The 17,085-nt window shown below is 58.0% G+C and carries 12 protein-coding genes; 5 read left to right on the plus strand and 7 right to left on the minus strand.

What is annotated here, in order from left to right:
• Nucleotides 1–214: 214 nt before the first annotated feature.
• Nucleotides 215–2,437, plus strand: coding sequence for a TIM-barrel domain-containing protein (locus VJZ71_05560; protein ID HKQ47514.1), 2,223 nt, complete (start codon nt 215–217; stop codon nt 2,435–2,437).
• 339 nt (nt 2,438–2,776) lie between these two features.
• On the opposite strand, the gene VJZ71_05565 is transcribed toward VJZ71_05560, so the two are convergent.
• The 7 genes from VJZ71_05565 to VJZ71_05595 form a co-directional block, all read right to left on the minus strand.
• Nucleotides 2,777–3,022, minus strand: coding sequence for a hypothetical protein (locus VJZ71_05565; GenBank protein HKQ47515.1), 246 nt, complete (start codon nt 3,020–3,022; stop codon nt 2,777–2,779).
• Between the two features lie 2 nt (nt 3,023–3,024).
• On the minus strand, nt 3,025–3,510 hold the full coding sequence (locus VJZ71_05570; GenBank protein HKQ47516.1) for a hypothetical protein: 486 nt from the start codon (nt 3,508–3,510) through the stop codon (nt 3,025–3,027).
• 125 nt (nt 3,511–3,635) lie between these two features.
• Nucleotides 3,636–3,809 carry a hypothetical protein gene (locus VJZ71_05575; GenBank protein ID HKQ47517.1) on the minus strand — a complete coding sequence of 58 codons (174 nt, stop codon included), beginning with the start codon at nt 3,807–3,809 and terminating at the stop codon, nt 3,636–3,638.
• Nucleotides 3,810–3,935: 126 nt separating this feature from the next.
• Nucleotides 3,936–5,165 carry a hypothetical protein gene (locus VJZ71_05580; protein HKQ47518.1) on the minus strand — a complete coding sequence of 410 codons (1,230 nt, stop codon included), beginning with the start codon at nt 5,163–5,165 and terminating at the stop codon, nt 3,936–3,938.
• 15 nt (nt 5,166–5,180) lie between these two features.
• The gene (locus VJZ71_05585) at nt 5,181–9,110 is read right to left on the minus strand and encodes a hypothetical protein (protein HKQ47519.1); all 3,930 of its coding nucleotides are present in this window, start codon (nt 9,108–9,110) and stop codon (nt 5,181–5,183) included.
• A 169-nt stretch (nt 9,111–9,279) separates the two neighbouring features.
• Nucleotides 9,280–9,570 carry a LuxR C-terminal-related transcriptional regulator gene (locus tag VJZ71_05590; protein HKQ47520.1) on the minus strand — a complete coding sequence of 97 codons (291 nt, stop codon included), beginning with the start codon at nt 9,568–9,570 and terminating at the stop codon, nt 9,280–9,282.
• 189 nt (nt 9,571–9,759) lie between these two features.
• On the minus strand, nt 9,760–12,321 hold the full coding sequence (locus tag VJZ71_05595) for a protein kinase (protein HKQ47521.1): 2,562 nt from the start codon (nt 12,319–12,321) through the stop codon (nt 9,760–9,762).
• Nucleotides 12,322–13,051: 730 nt separating this feature from the next.
• Here VJZ71_05595 and VJZ71_05600 point away from each other — a divergent pair.
• The 4 genes from VJZ71_05600 to VJZ71_05615 all read left to right on the plus strand — a co-directional run bounded on the left by VJZ71_05600 (nt 13,052) and on the right by VJZ71_05615 (nt 17,075).
• Nucleotides 13,052–13,558 (plus strand): hypothetical protein, encoded by a 507-nt coding sequence (locus VJZ71_05600; GenBank protein ID HKQ47522.1) that lies wholly within the window; start codon nt 13,052–13,054, stop codon nt 13,556–13,558.
• 159 nt (nt 13,559–13,717) lie between these two features.
• Nucleotides 13,718–15,250 (plus strand): TolC family protein, encoded by a 1,533-nt coding sequence (locus VJZ71_05605; protein HKQ47523.1) that lies wholly within the window; start codon nt 13,718–13,720, stop codon nt 15,248–15,250.
• Nucleotides 15,247–15,456 carry a hypothetical protein gene (locus VJZ71_05610; GenBank protein HKQ47524.1) on the plus strand — a complete coding sequence of 70 codons (210 nt, stop codon included), beginning with the start codon at nt 15,247–15,249 and terminating at the stop codon, nt 15,454–15,456. Before VJZ71_05605 ends, VJZ71_05610 begins: the two co-directional genes overlap by 4 nt.
• 29 nt (nt 15,457–15,485) lie before the next feature.
• Nucleotides 15,486–17,075: an efflux RND transporter periplasmic adaptor subunit gene (locus tag VJZ71_05615; GenBank protein HKQ47525.1), complete on the plus strand. Its 1,590-nt coding sequence runs from the start codon at nt 15,486–15,488 to the stop codon at nt 17,073–17,075.
• Nucleotides 17,076–17,085 lie beyond the last annotated feature (10 nt).

A 17,085-nucleotide genomic window follows, 5' to 3' on the forward strand; every position in this document is an offset into this window, starting at 1 on the left:
GAAAAACGGAAATCTCCCCTCGCCGCCCGTTCCTCCCCCTCATCGGCGGGCTGCCCCTCCCGCTTTGAAATTCGCAGGGGTGTACCTCCTATCGTAGCCCAAATTCAGAAGTGTTTCACGCCCGGGTTCTTGAAAAAGTCGGCAGGAACCCACCGAACGTCCGTAACTACCGTTAGGATAATCATCTCGGCGTTTTTTGGGAGCGGTTATGGAAATGGGCGTTAACTCACAGTTCATGGGTCGCCGAGGACCTCTAAACGAGCGGATCGGATTGATTTTCCTTGTGGGCCTGCTAACGGCGGTGGCGCTGCGGGCTGACGAACCGCTGTCGAAGAACCGTGTCGAAGTTCGCCTTGATGCAGAATCGGGGCGAATAAGGGCCAAATTCTACGATCGTGAGGGACGCCAGCGCGACGAATTGACGTTACCGCCGATCGAATTTGATGGTCAGCGGCGAACGGATTCTTCAGACATCACCATCGAGCTTGATTCAATCAGCTCAGCCTCTGCGGCCATCACTTGGAAGTCGCTCGACGGCACGCCCCATGATTTCATCGTTTCAATCGAGGACAATTCAGCTTACTTCGGGTGCGGGGAGCGGTTCACGTCGCTCAATCACAAGGGGCTGATCCTCCCGATGGTCAGCATCGACCGGCCGGAGGACAAGGGCACCTGCACATATAAACCCGTCCCGTTTTTCATGAGCACGCGCGGTTACGCGGCATGGCTCGACCACTCCGCGGCGGGCACGTTCGATATGAACGCGACGGAGCGCGATCGCGTGTTGATGAAGTACCGCGCGTCGAAAATTCGGCTGGTACTCATCGACGGCCCGGATATGGCGGCGATGCTGGCCGAGTTCACGCGGCTGACCGGCCGGCCGCGCGTGCCGCCGGCGTGGTCGTTCGCGCCGTGGAAGAGCCGCAACGTCCACAACAACCGAAGGGAAGTATTGGACGACGCCGAGCTGACGCGGAAACACGACCTGCCTGGCTCCGTCATCGTTCTGGATAGCCCGTGGGAGACGGGCTACAACGATTTTCGGCTGAACGAGACTCAATTTACCGAACCGGAAGCAATGTTTCGCCGAATTCGTGAGTTGGGTTTTTATCCGTGCTTGTGGCTGACGCCGATGATCAATAGCGAAAATCTGCTGGATATGCCCGGCATCGACAAGGGGCCGAGCCGCAATTTTGCGCAGGCCGTCGAGCGGGGCTTTCTCGTCAAACAGCCCGACGGCAAACCCATGATCGTCGATTGGTGGAAAGGCCGCGGCGGGCTCCTCGATTTTACCAACCCCGCCGCTGTCACATGGTGGCATGAACAAATCGACCAGGCCCGACATTGGGGCTTGCGGGCCATTAAGTGCGACGATGGCGAGGGGAACTTCGTGCAGGACGCCGTCTTCCACGACGGCACACCCGCGGCGGAAATGAAAAACCGATACGCATCGCTGTACCTCAAGGCAGCGCAGGAGTACATCGACAGGAAACTCGACGGTGATGGCGTACTTTTTGCCCGTTGCGGTTTCACCGGCACGCAGGCACAGCCGTTTTGCTGGGCTGGCGATAACGAGGCCAGTTTTTCCTTTGAAAACGGATTACCCACAGCCATTCTCGCCGGTCAAAATGCCGCGCTGTCCGGCATTCCTTTCTGGGGCCACGACATTGCCGGCTACATCGGCACGCCCTCGAAAGAACTCTTCATCCGCTGGACGCAGTTCGGGGCGCTGTCGCCGCTCATGCAGGTCCACATGACCAGCAACCTCGGCCCGTGGGATTTTGATAAGCAGACGCTCGACATCTATCGCACGTTCGCGAAGCTGCATACATCGCTCTTTCCGTACATCTACGACGCCGCGCACGAGGCCGCGAAGACCGGCATGCCGATCATCCGACCCATGGTTCTGGCATTTCCGAACGATGCCGAGGCAGCGGCTCATCGGTATCAATACTTGTTTGGCCCCGATCTGCTCGTCGCGCCGATGTATCAGCCCGGTACATATCGGTCAGTTTATCTGCCCCGAAACTCCGACGGCGCTGGGTGGATCGACTATTGGTCCGGCGCGTCGCACAAGGGCGGTCAAACGCTTAAGGTCTATGCGCCGCTGGAGCGGATGCCACTCTTTGTCCGGGGCGGGGCGATCCTTTGCATGCTGCCAGACGACATCGATACCTTGATCCCTCGGCACCATAAGATGTCGCCCGATGTCGTCACGATGGACGATCGCCGGGTCCTGCAAATCTGGCCAGGGGCTTATCGCTCCATCACCACATTCGATGGATTGCATGTGACGGCACGCAAGCAGTCGTTGTGGATTGTGTCGATCAAGCCGCGATCGATCGAAATTGGGCGGAGGGGCAATAGAGTTTTCGCCTCGCGACGACCGATGATGGTTGGACCCGAGGGCGGGATGGTCACCTGGACGGAGCCATGAGCGCCGCTCCCTGTTTTGACCTCCCTGAACTACACTCTTTAGAATCTGAGGCAGAGCGCCCGTAGCTCAGTTGGATAGAGCAACGGTTTCCTAAACCGCTGTGACCATTCCCCAAACTCCGGCGATGCAACGACTTGCGATGATCTGCGAAAATGTCTTGGCGTTCTGCTTGGCGCTCTTTCACCGGACTCACGCGAATTGCTTGCCTCCTGGTTCAGGTTGCCTGAGGCGGTTAGGCAATCCATCGTGATGATGATTCAGTCGCTTGCACCGACTCTGAACAACGGGTGTGACGCTCGCGACGAGCGATGAAGCCGGGTCCCGAGTGCGTCCGGCTGCTCACTTCATCGCTTCGGCTGCGGCGTGACGGCAGATGGCCAATAGGCGTTTCCTCGTGGCGGCGCTCACGCCCGCCTTGTCGGCCGCTCGAAGATCCTTCACCAACTCAGCATTGGCGTGGAGGGTTCGTAGAGTCTCGCTGCAACGCGGGCAAGATGCCATGTGCTCATGGATCGCCGGATCGGAGCTTGTGCCGACTACAAGCGCTTCCAGGTCCTCAGCCGACGGACATGGATCTGATCGCATCGTTACGCCTCCCCTTGTTCAGCATCGAGTTGTTCACGGATTATTCGCAGCCGCTGGATCTGCTCGTGCTTGATCGTGTAGAGGCGACCCTTGGTGATGCCTAGCCGCTTGGCGACGGCCTCAGCAGGCTGGCAGCGGAGGACGTATGACTCAAACGCCTCCATGTCCCGTGGCGAGACCACCGACGAGTTTCGCAGCCGTTCCACGCATGCTTGCCAGCGCTCCTCGCGTTCGGCCTGCTCCCATTCCGCATCCGGTAACAAGTCGTCGCTGGCCAGGTCGTCCAACGGGTATCCATCCGCAACGACCGCCGGCACGCCGTTTCTAACGCGCCGAATCACGTTGTTGGTTGCCCGACGCAAATAGTGGTGAAACGGCCTGCGTGCCGCATCGAAGCGCCCCTTGGCGACCGACGCGAAGAAATACCGCATGACAACTTGAACGACTTCTTCGGCATCATGTTCATGCAATCCGCGGTGAAGGCCCATGCGGTAGATCACTGGGCCATAGACAGCAAAGAACTCGTCCCAGGCCTTCGCTTTAGGGTCAGAAAGGCGGAAAAGCAAGGTAGTTCGCGTCGTAGGAAAAATGTCGACTTGCATTGGGGATGTCGCTACAGCGATTCGCCGCTCGCGTCGAAAGCCATTGTCCATACCCGCATATAGCGCTGGGCGATGGCTTTCTTCGTATCCAATATACGCTCAATCCGGCGCGGCTCAAAGGGAGGGTGCGCTCCGACGTTACCTCCGCCGACGCCGGGCAAGTCGTCATCTTCGGCCAGCTTCACATCGGGCTCGTGCCGCGGGCACAACGCGGCTCAACGGAAGTCGGCCGCGTGGGGCTTGCCTGCGTGAGTGGCACACCCTCAGAACCGGCCGTCCAGATGGTCGGCGGCCCGCGAGCCGGCAGTCTTTCACCCCGGTGACGGCGTAACAGGTGTTTGAGATCCCCGCGCCCCTTCCTGGCAGCCACCGCCGTCGATCAGGTGAACGCAATCACTTGCCTGGAAGTAGCCCCCGTCGTTGAATCGACCCTGGATCGCGACAAGTACGCTCGCCCCCGAAGGCTCCCCGAGGGCGAAAGCAGCTCCGGCTACCGCCGACCCGTCAAATTGCAATACCAAATCCTGAAGATTATCCGGAGCACGCTCCTCACAGACGCAAGGATCGGCAGAATTCGCAGCCGAACTTTCATCACGCATTTGGAAGCCAATAGGTCTCACGCGGCGTCCATTTCCAAACACCATCTGAACGGTTTCCCGGTCAATTGCGTTGAGATCTACGTCCGCCGACCCGACAAGGGCTACGTCGAACCTTTGCTGACCGTTCCTTCGACATCGATGAGAAAGATTCAAGTCGTTCGGGCATTGCCCGGGGCGCATATCCACCTTTACATCCCTGACTGAAACCAGTTGGGCATCGCCTTCGGCATCCACTCCGGTGACTCGGATAGTCCAATCAGGCTGGTCGCCTCGCCCTGGAGCAAGCGCCGGCGGCTGCCTGGGCTCGGTAGCGCTAGCCAGCGTTGGTACAAATCGTACGCCAAGAACCCGTAAGACTCCGCTCCCATGCTCTGGAACCTGGACGCCAATCCCACCACCCAGTGCCTCGGGCAAAATATACACATCGCCATCTCTCACTGGATCACCTGTGCTATTCGGCGTTGTGATTATGCAAAGTGGCTCCCGGTAGAACCCCAGCACCAGCGGCGGTACGAGTTCGTTCACGAACGCGACGAAGAGCACTTCGATCGATGTCAGTTCGGTGCCGAGGCGCGTGACGCCGTTCCCGAGGAAGATCCGCCCGACGATGAACTCCTGACCGAGCGGCGGAAGCAGCTGAGTTGCACCAAGGATGAAGGCTGTACTTTGTTGGTCGGCCCCGGAGAGCGGGACTCCCCATTGGACGCTGGCTGGCCCAAGTTGCTGGAAGGATAGCTGGAAGGTGCAGCTCATCGAGCACGACGACCGGACACAAGGGTTCTGAAAAGCGCCGCTTGTGATAAGCGTCAGGTCTGGCTCCCCAGTGGCCGACGACCACCCCATAGCGGCAATCAGGATCAAGTCAAACAAGCTAAACATATGGACTCCTTCGGTTTCGGGTGTGAAGAACTCTGCAAGACGGTGATACCAGTTACTCCTCATGCAGCCCATTGGACATTAGCGATCGCCCACTCCGACGAGCACGCGCGGAGTATAGCTAATCTGCTGTTGTGTTGAATTTGTAAACTCCAACGTAATTCTGAACTTCTCACTGGACTTCCAAATTCCATCCGTTCCGGCGTCGGTGTTGACGTAGGGGCTGCCCGTAGGTGGCTGTCGAACGGTGGTCACTCCTGTGGCGTTGAAAAGGACGACACCAGCCGACAGTCGATCCAGGACCAATGATACCGGTGCCGCACATGGTATATCCATGCTGGAAACGTTCTTCATGACAATGACTTGCTCGTACCGCTGGGTGTGTCGCCTAAACCGTATCGGCCCCCGCTCCACGGCGATCATCGTAGTGACGTTTGATGCGAACTGTGCTTCGCCGCGGTTTGCGATGAAACTACTACGATTTCCGACATTGTCCGTTGCGTCGGCGTAGACAACGGTCGTAACGATTGGATCAATAGAGAACGGCCCGGTGTAAGGGGCGATGTGTACGCCATCAACCGAGTAGTTGATGTCATGCACACCCGAGTCAACGTCGCTGGCATAGATGGTCACAAGCTGCGATGTTCCAGCTACTGAACGGCAGAATCGTACCGTGGGAGATTGAGAATCCGCCGCAGCGGCACCAGACACAGCGGCGAATGGGGCGATTAGCGCTTCCGGCGTACCGTCTGCGTCAGCGTCGTTCAGAAGAGTCGAAGCACCGTCCGCCGACACGACAAGCCGCGTAATAGTCGATGGCGGGAGGGCCAGGTCTAACCATCGGGTTGCTATGACCGGCGAACGCTCATCTTGCCCGAGGAGAACCTGTATCCCCACTGACGTTGAAGGTGCGCTGAACTGCACGGTATACGTCTGATTCGCGGGCATCACGAAGTCGTGGCTATTGGGGCCGATGAAACTATGCGACACGTGGGGAACGGCGAGTGCCGCTTGTCCTACTATCGTCCCTGTGTGCCCAGCAGAATCCGAGATAACCGGGTCGGGCACCCCCGTAAGCCGAATGTACAGGGAGGGTCTGATAGCGGGGGCAGCAGGTTGGCATTCTAGGATTTCCCCGGTGGACAAGAAGTGCGTAGCATTACGTAGCACGTTTCTGTTCCCAGTTAGTGCGGTGTGCTCAACATCAGACTCCGTATTGCCCTGAATTCCTGCGCGCTGAACGCAAAGGGTTGCACCCGGTGCGTTCAAGTCGTCGCCAAAGATGTTGATTCTTGTCGCACTTAGCAGCGGAACCGTCTGATCACCGCGTCCTCTCGACTCTTCGAGATGTGGCTCGAAGCCAAGGTTATTCCGCCGCAGTGCAGCGCGCACCTGGACGACCGTGTCATTGCAAGCTCCGTCGCCGATGACGTGCAGAAGTTCAACGCCGCTCGAATCGCTTCGCCAATCGTCCTGTCCCACAAGGTGAAACAATTCGTTTGTAGTGCCTGGATGGTTTGGAATATACTTACTATCAAGAGTGGCTCTAAGCGTCTCATAGTCGTACGTGTCGAATGGATTGCCGTTGTTATTAAAATCCCATCCGTCCTCAATAAATGGCGGCAACTCGGAATCCCTCCCTAAGAGGTAGTAAGCAGGGCTCGTAATTAGCTCGTGTGCTCCGGCAAAACCGCCTACGACATCGCGAATTGGCGCTCGCGGAAGCCACCCGTAGCCGAATTTTTCAACATTGAACCACTCACCATGCTCGAGGATCAGTGGGACCTTCGGCGCACCGAGGAACGGTGAGCCGATTGTAACCAAGCGCGAGACAACATTCTCTCCTGGGTGGTCGAGTAGGTAACGTCGGGCAACCAAACCACCCATGCTGTGGGCAATGATTTGGACGTTAACATCCAGGTCAGGGTCATCATAGATGCGGCGATAGGCATCCTGAATAGCCAAGACATATTCGTGGAGGTCGTTGGCCGTAGCATAATTGCTCTTCCTCCAATCATATGCGAAAGGGAAGAAATTCGGGTGTTGCATATCCTGCGAAATATCCCAACCCGCGCGAGTCCGCCGCCCGGGAATCTTATCAACCATATACTCTCGATAGCCTTGCTGATGTAGCACCGTGTCGATCAACACGTTATAGACCGGCTGTCCTAAGAATGTGCGCCCCACGTCTGTTGCGATCACAAATGGCTCGGAAATTGATAGACCGCAGATTCCACAGCAAGGAAGCGGAGGTCCAATCAGCGTACGACCTCCAAACCATAAAATCGAGGCATCGGCCGTGAGACCACAAGGAACCGATTCGAGGTAGCTGGCACCACTTCCTGGAACAAAGATCACCGGCTGTCGTATCAGCTCTGCTGCGATAACCGCCTGCTGGTCAAGCGCTGTGCGGCACCACAGGACAATATCGCCAGAGTCACCTCGATTGCTTAGGGAGTCGTATATGTCGATATCGGTGATGGCTCCGTCCAATCCCGCGACGGCATCTCCAATTCCCAAAACCCTAAGTGGCGTGGAAACCGGGTATTGCATGTTCTCGCGATTGACACGGCAAAGAAAGGCGGACTTGTTACCGGCTGCATCGTCTGCCAAAAAAAGGACATAGCCGTTATTGTTAGCGCAGACGCGAGCATCTACGTGAAACGCTGAAATCGGGCCGTCGTCGGTTTCGCTGCCGCCCGGCGGCGGATCGAAGATGCCGTTGAAGTTTGTATCCTGATACCACTCACCGGGATCAACGACGGCGTTCTCCCTCAAGCCGGCGGCACGTACCACGCGCACATTGCCCTGCGAATCGACAAATCGCGCAAAAACACCACGACCAGGTCGGTGCATCGGCTGGTCCGGCCCCGCGTAACCAGGCTGCAAAGCGTCGGCGCCGACCTGAGTTAGGTCGCCACAGAAGACAATCAGCTGACCATCATCACTAAGGCCTGGTCTCGTTCCCACTGTGCTATAGTACGGTGCCTCAGCGATTGGCGTGAGCGAGGTCAGATCATAGGTGTAGAGCCTTACATGGCCCGTCCCGCCCTCCCGTTCAAAGAGAACGAGGGTCTCGTTATCGGCCAAGACGGGATTAAGGTTTTCGAGCGTGGTATCGCCCGTCGGAATGTGCTCGAAGTAAAAATACGGCGCGGCCAGAGGAGTGGCAAGCACATTCTGAAACGACTGGGTGAGTCCGACAAAAACACATTGTCCAAGATTGTTAATACTAAAATGCGGCTGTAGGCCAGCATAAGGCGACAATGGCACGAACGGCGTTGGAAGACTTCCCGCAGAAATTGGATTAAGGAAAAAAAGAAAGACCCATGCAGGCCCGATGCCGGCATCGCCACCAGCGAATTGGTCAGGGATATGAAGAACTCCATTTTGATCTTGGTGGGGCAAGGCCAGATTGGCATCCCAACCTTCGATATACGTCAGTGGCATATCTAGGATTTGACCGAACGGAAACCCTATCTGAACACGCGCGGTAAGATACCTCCTTGTTACAACCTCCCCTGAATTGTTGATCTGAATCCTTGGTGTAAAGGTCTGCCACGGCGTCGATGATTGAGAGTTCTGCAAGGCGAATCCGTCCTTGCATAGTTGTCGCAGAGGGGGCGATGATGGGGACGAAGGATCGTAGGAGAACAAGTTGTCAGACACCACATTGAGCCCCGGATTTTGATACGCAGCAGCAAATGCGACTACACCATGATCATTAACTGAGGGAAAACGGTGGATCGACGTGATTCCCTGATCTCCGCTTTTTGCAATCACCTTACACCTCGTGATGTAGGAAGGTTCCGGTTGCGGAACGGCCTGGTCGCTCGGCTGCGGTTGAGCGGTGGTGTCAATTCGCATTTCAACAGTGCGGTTCTGAGGAATGGACTCGTCGAGAATTTGCGGAACAGATGGACTGGGAACTGGCTCAACCCCGCAGGAACAGAAAAAACTGGTTGCGATTACACAGCTAATGATGTTCAATAAGGTGGTGCTTCGCGCCATAGATCTATCCTCCTTACATCCCGTTGCTAAGATTAAACGCTTGTAGAATTTGGGAACCTCAAACTGGTTTCAGTGGACGAGCTTGCGGTACGACGCTGAGAGTATCAAGGTACCCGTGTCACTTTCAAGCTACATGTTCATGTAGGTCGCACCGTTCGCTCCGACACGCTTACGTGGCCTGCTTCCTTCCGCGACTGTCATGCAGCAGGCATAGCACCACACCTAGTCGCGTGTTGACCGACAGCTTTATGAACAGCTCCTTGGAGTGATGGCGGACCGAATCAAGCGAGAGTGACAGCTCGCGGGCGATCGTTCCGGCTTTCAGGTCGCGGCAGAGACACTCGGCCACCTGTGACTGGCGGCGCGTTAGACGCAATCGCCCAACGAGTCGCTTCCATTGCCGCTCGCTAAATAGCGGCGGCCAGCGGGGGTTGCGGGCTGCATCTCTTGCTGGCGCCATCAGTTAGCAATTCGACGGGTTCGCCGATTTGTGTATCCCACATGTACTGGCAGACCATCCGCCATCGGCCCCATATAGCGCGGAGGCTGGCGAATCTTTGTCGGAATTCAGATTATTTTTTGAGCGGGACCTGAACTGCGACTCGTAGACGCGAATCTATGAGCAATTCACAGCCGGGGTGTGTGGTCACTACTGCTCGGGAAGCGTAGCGAGCAGGTCTTCGATTTGTTTCCGCATGGGAGTTGGGACGGGCCGCAGCAGGGCGAGGGCCTCCTCCGCCGTCCGCCGGGCCTGTGAAATCTGGCCGCTTTCTCGCTGGGTGATGGCAAGGACAAGAAGTAGGGTTGGCGAATGGCGGAGGGAGCGTTCGACGGCTTTTTGCGCGAGTTCTATCGCCAAGACGGGTTCGCGCAGCTCCTCGACCGGACACGTCGCCAGCCATTCGGCCAGCAGGCCGTAGTGGCCCGGTTCGGCGCCCGGGTGGGCGACGCACTGTTTGAACAAGCGAATCGCTTCGGCAAATTGCGTGTGGGCCTCGTCCGTGCGGCTCTCGCGCCAAAGAGTTTTCGCAAGCTCGATCCTCGCATCGCCCTGTAGGGTGGTGAGGTTCACGTCCGCCGGAAGCCGACTGCCGAGAGTCGTTGCTTGATCCAGGGCCTGTGAATACAAATCCCGTGCTGCTCCATACTCGGACTCATTCAGCGCGTAGGAACCAAGCTCGCGGAATGCAACGATTCGTCTCCCGCCCCAATCGCGATTTTCTGGTTCGGCGGCCAGAATGCGATTTGCGATGGCGACCGCTTCCAGCGTCGAGGACCGCGCATCGGCCAGCCGTGCCTCCTGTTTCGCTATTTCTGCACGAAGCATGTGCAGGGTATAGGCATGGGCCAAATAATCTGGATTGTCCGGCTCTACGGCGAGCAGACTCGCGAGAAGCGGATCCGCCTCCGCGGCACGCTCGACTAGTGTCGGACCCTCCGCTGGCGGGCCGAGCGTGTTCGTCGTTCCGGTCTGTAATAGGGCCGCCAGCAAATTCTTCCTGTGCACAGTGCTCGCGTGGTCGATCTCGAAAAGGCGCCGTGCCAGTTTCAGCCGCTTTTCATGGAGGTTCGCCGCGTGCGGCCAATCTTGGTTTAAGATCGCCGCCCAGCAAAGCCGGTCATAGCTCCAGCTCAACTGTTCAAGCCACTTGGCCTTGTCCGGTTCCCGAGCGACGAGGCCCTCGTCGATCACCAGCGCCTGTTCGTACAGTTCGTGGCCGCGTCGTGAATCGCCTCGTGCAACGGCGATGTCCCCTACTCGCACCAGGGCGATCGACAGGTGGGCTTGTGCTTCGGCATCGGCGGAGTTGGGGGCAGCCAGCTTGCGCCGGAGGTCCAGTGCGGCCGCTGCTGCGCTCGCGGCTTTTTCCGGTCGCCCCAGCGACTGAGCGATGTCGGCAAGTCGCGTATGCGTCTTGGCGAGGTCGGCCTGAAGCTGCGGGTCATCGTTCTTTTCCTCCAGGAATGCCTCCAGCTGGAAATAGGCCTTTTCCAGCAGACTCCGCCGCAGGCTGGAGGCCCCGGCGAACTTGGTCAGTTCCGTATCGATTTGAGAAAGGGTGAAGTCGAGCATGTCGCGTGCGGCGCGGAACTTGGTGCGAGCGTCCGCGGCATTCGCCTCGGCCCTGCGATACAGGTGCGTCACGCTGACGAGGTAGGCCGCGGTGAGGGCTATGCCGAACACGATGGATGCCGCCAGCACGCGATTGCGGGCAACGAACTTGGTCAGCTTATACATGCGGCTCGGCGGACGGGCAGTGATGGGCCGACCGGCCTGGTAAAGCAGGATATCGTTGCGAAGTGCTTCGACGGTTGAATAGCGACGATTCTTGTCCCTCGCAATGGCAGTCAGGACGATGGTCTGTAAGTCGGCATCGATGAAGGAGCGGATCTCTCGCGGGGGAATTATCTTAGCCGTCCGAATTTCTACGGGAAGCAGCGTCTCCTGATTCGTGTCAAAGGGGAAGGCCCCAGTCATCGCGTAATAGAGCATCATGCCGATGGAATAAACATCGGTCCGAACATCGATCAGCGATGGCCGCGCTTCGAGCTGTTCGGGTGAACTCCAAACCAGCGAGCCCATGAATTCGCCCGTCATACTGGCGGCGTCCGGGCTGCCGTGCCACGGGCTGCGAGCGATGCCGAAATCGAGGACGTGCGGAACGCCATCAACGTCGACGAGGATATTGGCCGGCTTGAGGTCGCGATGTATCACACCTGCACGATGAGCCGCCTCTACGGCCTCGCAGATCTGCACAAAGAGTTCCAGGACTTTTTTCAAAGGGAACTCAGGACGGGAGGATGAACTTTTCTCTGCCAAGGCCGCTCGGTCAAGGGCATGCACATACTCATTGACCGGCACGCCGTCGATGTATTCCGCCGCGAACCAAAGTTCGCCGGATTCCAGGCTCCCCTGGTCGACCACGCGGACAACGCTGCGATGCTTCAGCAATTCAAGGGTTTGCCTTTCCTTCTCGAAAATGGCGCGTGCGCGACTGTCATGACCGTGGCTCGGCAATATGAACTTGATGGCGACTTTGAGGCCGTCGGCCCCGCGAATCGCCTGAAACACATACCCTTGCCCACCATGCCCGAGCGACCTGATTACATGGTATCCAGCCACCCGCGGGAATGTTTGTGTCTTGGCCTGCGATTCACTGTGGCTCGCCAGCTTTTCCTGCTCGCCGGTTGTGAGGAGCGTTGTGTCCACGAGTCGCCATTATACCGCCTCCTTCCGAAAACCCGGAGCGAAACTGCCAATACTGCGCCGCAAAGGACCCTGCAGGATACCCAAGGACATCGCGATCGTCGCCCGGATCGCCGTACGCTCTGAATCGTCGCGAGCGACATGAACCATCACAGGTGTCAATGATCCGCGCCCCTGCTCGCCCTTCGAGTGCCCTGACGAAGTGGTGTCAAGACACGTTTCCGTGCGGCATCCTCATCCCCTTGTTCTGCGAAGTGCCAGAGCCCTCGACGGACAAGTGCCGAGTCGCTCACTCTTCGGGCCGATTCCGATTCGCGCTCTGAGGGCAGTTTGAGGGCAAACGGGAAGTCTATGATTGAGAAGCTTTGCAACGGGAGTTTCAAGAGCTTGTGAACTGCCTCGAAACAATAACGGAAAGGGAGGGATTCAATCTGCCCCGATTTACCAACCTCTTCCGAATGCTCACTTTATCGCCGAACTTGCGAAACGACAACGACTTCGCTCGTCTCGCAGATGTCCTGTTCCTACACGGTTTCTTACCGTGTCGTGATGCGTTTTGAGGGCAGGTTGAGGGCAGTTTCCGACGGTTCAACAACCGTTGGCCGTCGCAGTTCTCCCGCCCCCGCAACCCCTCAGTGCTGCCACCTGCATAAAGCTCCCGGTTGAGTGCAAGTGTTGCCTGTTAGAGCGGCTCCTGGACAATCGCCCGGTAGCCCCATAGCATCAACGAGTGATGTTCGGGGTACTCGGGACCAACACGGCAACGCAACCCGCGCGAGCACTCTTCGTATGCTTGCTGGCTCCACTTCTGGCCTTTAGACCAGCCGGGATCGGCGCCGTTCTATTTCACGACCACGGCTCGGAGGGCCGCCATTTTCATGCCGTCAGCGGCTCAGATTTCAGCCAGGTGAAAGATGAGCACGCGGCATTGCACGATCTTGAGCATGGGCAGCAAGGCCCCCTTTCGTTACCTCACGTCGATGTGACGGAACACAGCGAGGACTGCGGATCGCTGCTCCTCGTTTTCGGTGAAAGCCTCACGGTCCGGGCAACGAATAATTCGCGTACTGTCTTGGATCATTTGCCGATCGAATTGGATTCGGCCAACACGTTGGCCGTGCTCGATATCTACTCGCGATTGGCCGTACCGACGAAATCTCGCCCTCCGGGTTCATCAATCCCACGCGGCGAGCGGGTCATCTCCAGCATTCTGCTGAGCAGTAATTCCCTTCTGATCTGATCCCTTTCGTTTTGATTCCGCGTCAGGGTCTCCGTGCGCGCAATTGCGTCACGCACGTCCCCTTCGCATCGCCAGCGATCGAATTGCCGGTTCATTGGAACGATAGGACCACCGCGAATGTCGAAAAGAACGCCGCTGCGAATCGGTTTGAATCTCGTGATGTTGATTCCGACCGGCTGCGCGCAGGTAAACCCGAGCGCAGATTACCGGCGGGCCGCCACCGAAGTCATCGCGGCGACGGGGCAGGCCGCGGTTTACGACCCAACCGATGATGCGCGAGCGCGGCAAATGGTTTCCGAGCTTCTTGGCAACGGGATGACAGCCGAAGACTCAGTACGCATCGCGCTCCTCAACAATCCGACGCTTCAGGCGGCGTTCTTTCGCATCGGAATGGCGCGGGCCGACTTGGTTCAGTCCGGTCTTTTCTCGAATCCCTCATTGGCGTTCTCTCTCCAGTTCCCCGAGGGCGGCGGGCGTAGCAATCTTCAGGCGAGCTTGGCTCAAAATATCGTGGACCTGTGGCAGGTTCCAGTTCGCAGGAGGGTTGCCGAGGGCACGCTGACAGAAACCGTTCTCACGATTGCCCGCGAGGGCACTCAGCTCGCAGCCGACGCGAAGGCAGCCTACTTCGCCGCCGTTGCCGCCGACCGAAACCTTTCGATCGTGAAAGAAAACCTTGATGTCGCCCAAGGGCTGCTGAAGGCCACCTTGGCACGTCAAAAGGCCGGTGCTGTCGGTGAACTCGACGTGAATTTGGCGCGAAGCCCAGCACTGAACGCAGAATTGGAAGTACGCACGGCTCGCCTGGACGTTGGCACCGCGCGACGACGGCTGGCGACACTTCTCGGCCTAACAATCAAGGCCGAGGATCTGAACTTGACCGACCCTCTTCCGCAGCCGCCGGAATCGAGCTTGTCCCCGGACCAAGTCGTCGAAGTTGCGCTCTCGGCGCGTCTGGACCTCAAGGCCGCGCGGCAGGCCACGTCGGTCGCGGAGGAGCGAGTTCGCGAAGAATACCTCCAGGTGTTTCCCAACATCGAGGTTGGCCCCTTCCTGGAAAGGACTGAACGGCGGGCACTTCCGGGCCGAAACATCCTTGCCGATACCGCTCGTTCGTCCGTCGCTGCGGGATCGTTAACCGCCCCAGACATTCAATCTCGCGGTCAACGGAATCAAGAACGGCGTCAGGAGATCGACTCCATACTGGGACCGGCGCTAACAATGACCCTTCCGATCTTCGATCAGAACCAAGCTCAAATCGCAAAAGCAGAATACGCCTACCAGCAGGCTTTGAGGCAACTCGACGCGATTGAACGATCTGTCGTGCAGGAGACACGACAAGCGGTTGATCGGGCGATGACCGCATGGGAAGTCGCTCGCTTTTATGAAACGCAAATTGTGCCACAGGCGCAGAAGAGTCTGGACCTGTCGGATACATCTTACCAAGCGGGCAAGACTTCTATCGTTACCGTTCTTGAGGCCCAACGAACACTCTTGGCGACGCGTCGAATCGCGATAGATGCGCTGCGGACCGCCGCTGTAACCATCGCGGATCTGGAGCGGATCACCGGGCGTCCCGCGACCGTCCTGTTGTCGAAGGCGACAACCGCATCTCAGCCGACGACGGATCAGGATGCCAAACCGACGCAGGAACGAACACCGGCACAATCAAGCTCGGAGGTACAACCGTGAACGGCACGACTACTTCATCGCGACACCGCAGGCGAGCTTGGCTGTTCTCGATGCCAGCCAGTCTATTCCTGCATATAGGCTGCACGCCGGATGAGCAACAAAGCCTCGTCGATTCGGTCGGCGCCGCGTTGGGCGATGAAGCGGTTCAACTCATCGGCTTCGCAGCCGCCTTTGCGCGGAGCCTGCTTGCCGCTTTCTTGTTTTGAGTGAAATCCACTTGGCTGGAATGAAGGTCATGAAAATACTCACGAGAACAGGTCGCGTTCTTCCTCTGTTGGTCGTGCTTGTCATCGGCGTCGCTGGCGGCGTGTATATCCTCCGATCGGATGTGCAGTCCGTCAGAAACGATGCTCATCAACATAAAGCAGGCGACGACCACGGACACACGGAAGATCACTCGGGGCACGACGAAGAGGCCGCAAAAGGACCGCACGGCGGCCGTATGCTGGCCGATGGCGACTTTGCTGTCGAAGTCACCATCTTCGAGCGCGGTGTGCCGCCGCAGTTTCGCGTTTACGCCTCCGATTCTGGAAAGCCCGTCCCGCCGGAGCAGATCAACCTTTCAATGAAGCTTCATCGGCTCGGCGGACGCGTGGACGAGTTTTCTTTTGCCAAGGACGCCGACTACCTAAAAGGCGACAAGACCGTCGAGGAGCCACACTCGTTTGACGTTGAGGTCGAGGCCAAACACGCCGGCAAATCACATCGTTGGGAATACTCGACCTACGAAGGCCGGGTGACTCTCACAACGCAGATGGTGAAAGAGGCCGGAATCGAGATTCAGACCGCCGGGCCGGCCACGATCAAGTCGTCGCTCGGCCTGCCCGGCCAGATCGCCTTAAACACGAATCGACTGGCCCATGTGGTGCCTCGGTTGGCAGGGGTAACTACAAGTGTGAACAAGAATCTAGGTGATCACGTCAAGGCCGGTGAAGTCCTCGCCAGCATTGAGAGTCGAGAATTCGCTGAGGCGACAAGCGAATACGTCGAGGCCGTCCACAAACACGAATACGCACAACTCGCCTTCGTTCGAACCGTGGAGCTGTGGAAGCAGAAGATCACACCGGATCAAGAGTACCACACCACTCGCCACGCGCTGGAGGAGTCGGAGATCGCCAAGCAGGTTGCCGCCCAAAAGCTCCTTTCGCTCGGCCTCTCTCGGGAAGACCTCGAACTGCTCGCCAAGGAGCCCGGAGGCGAGGTCGTGCCCTTCAAAGTTCGCTCGCCGCTTCCTGTGGGCTTGCTGACCCGTTTCGACATCAAGGCCCCGATCGACGGCCAGATTATCGAAAAGCACATCACCCTCGGCGAGGCAGTGAAGGCCGATGCGGATGTATTCATGATTGCCGACCTTTCATCGGTCTGGGTCGAGATCATGGTCTATGCCGACGACGTGTCTCGTGTGAGCGCAGGCCAGTCCGTCATCATCCGATCCAAGTCCGTCGGCCGAGAGGCCACCGGACGAATCTGGTACGTCAGTCCCATCGTCGGTGAGGAGACCCGCAGCGCCAAGGCGATCGTCGATCTACCCAATTCCGATGGCGTCTGGCGACCGGGGCTGTTCGTCTCGGCGGAAACTCTTGGCAACGAGACCAATGTACCCATCGCCGTATCGGTCGATGCGATCCAGACCCTCCGCGATTGGTCGGTGGTCTTCGTCAACTACGGCGACATTTTTGAGGCACGGCCATTGGAACTCGGACGCAGAGACAGCCAGTGGGTGGAGGTGCTCAGTGGCTTGTCGCCGGGCGAACGGTATGCCGCGAAGAACAGCTTCATTCTCAAGGCCGATGTCGGAAAATCGGGAGCGACCCACGACCATTGACAAGGAGAAA

The sequence above is a fragment of the Phycisphaerae bacterium genome, assembly GCA_035275405.1.
GTDB lineage: Bacteria > Planctomycetota > Phycisphaerae > UBA1845 > UTPLA1 > DATEMU01.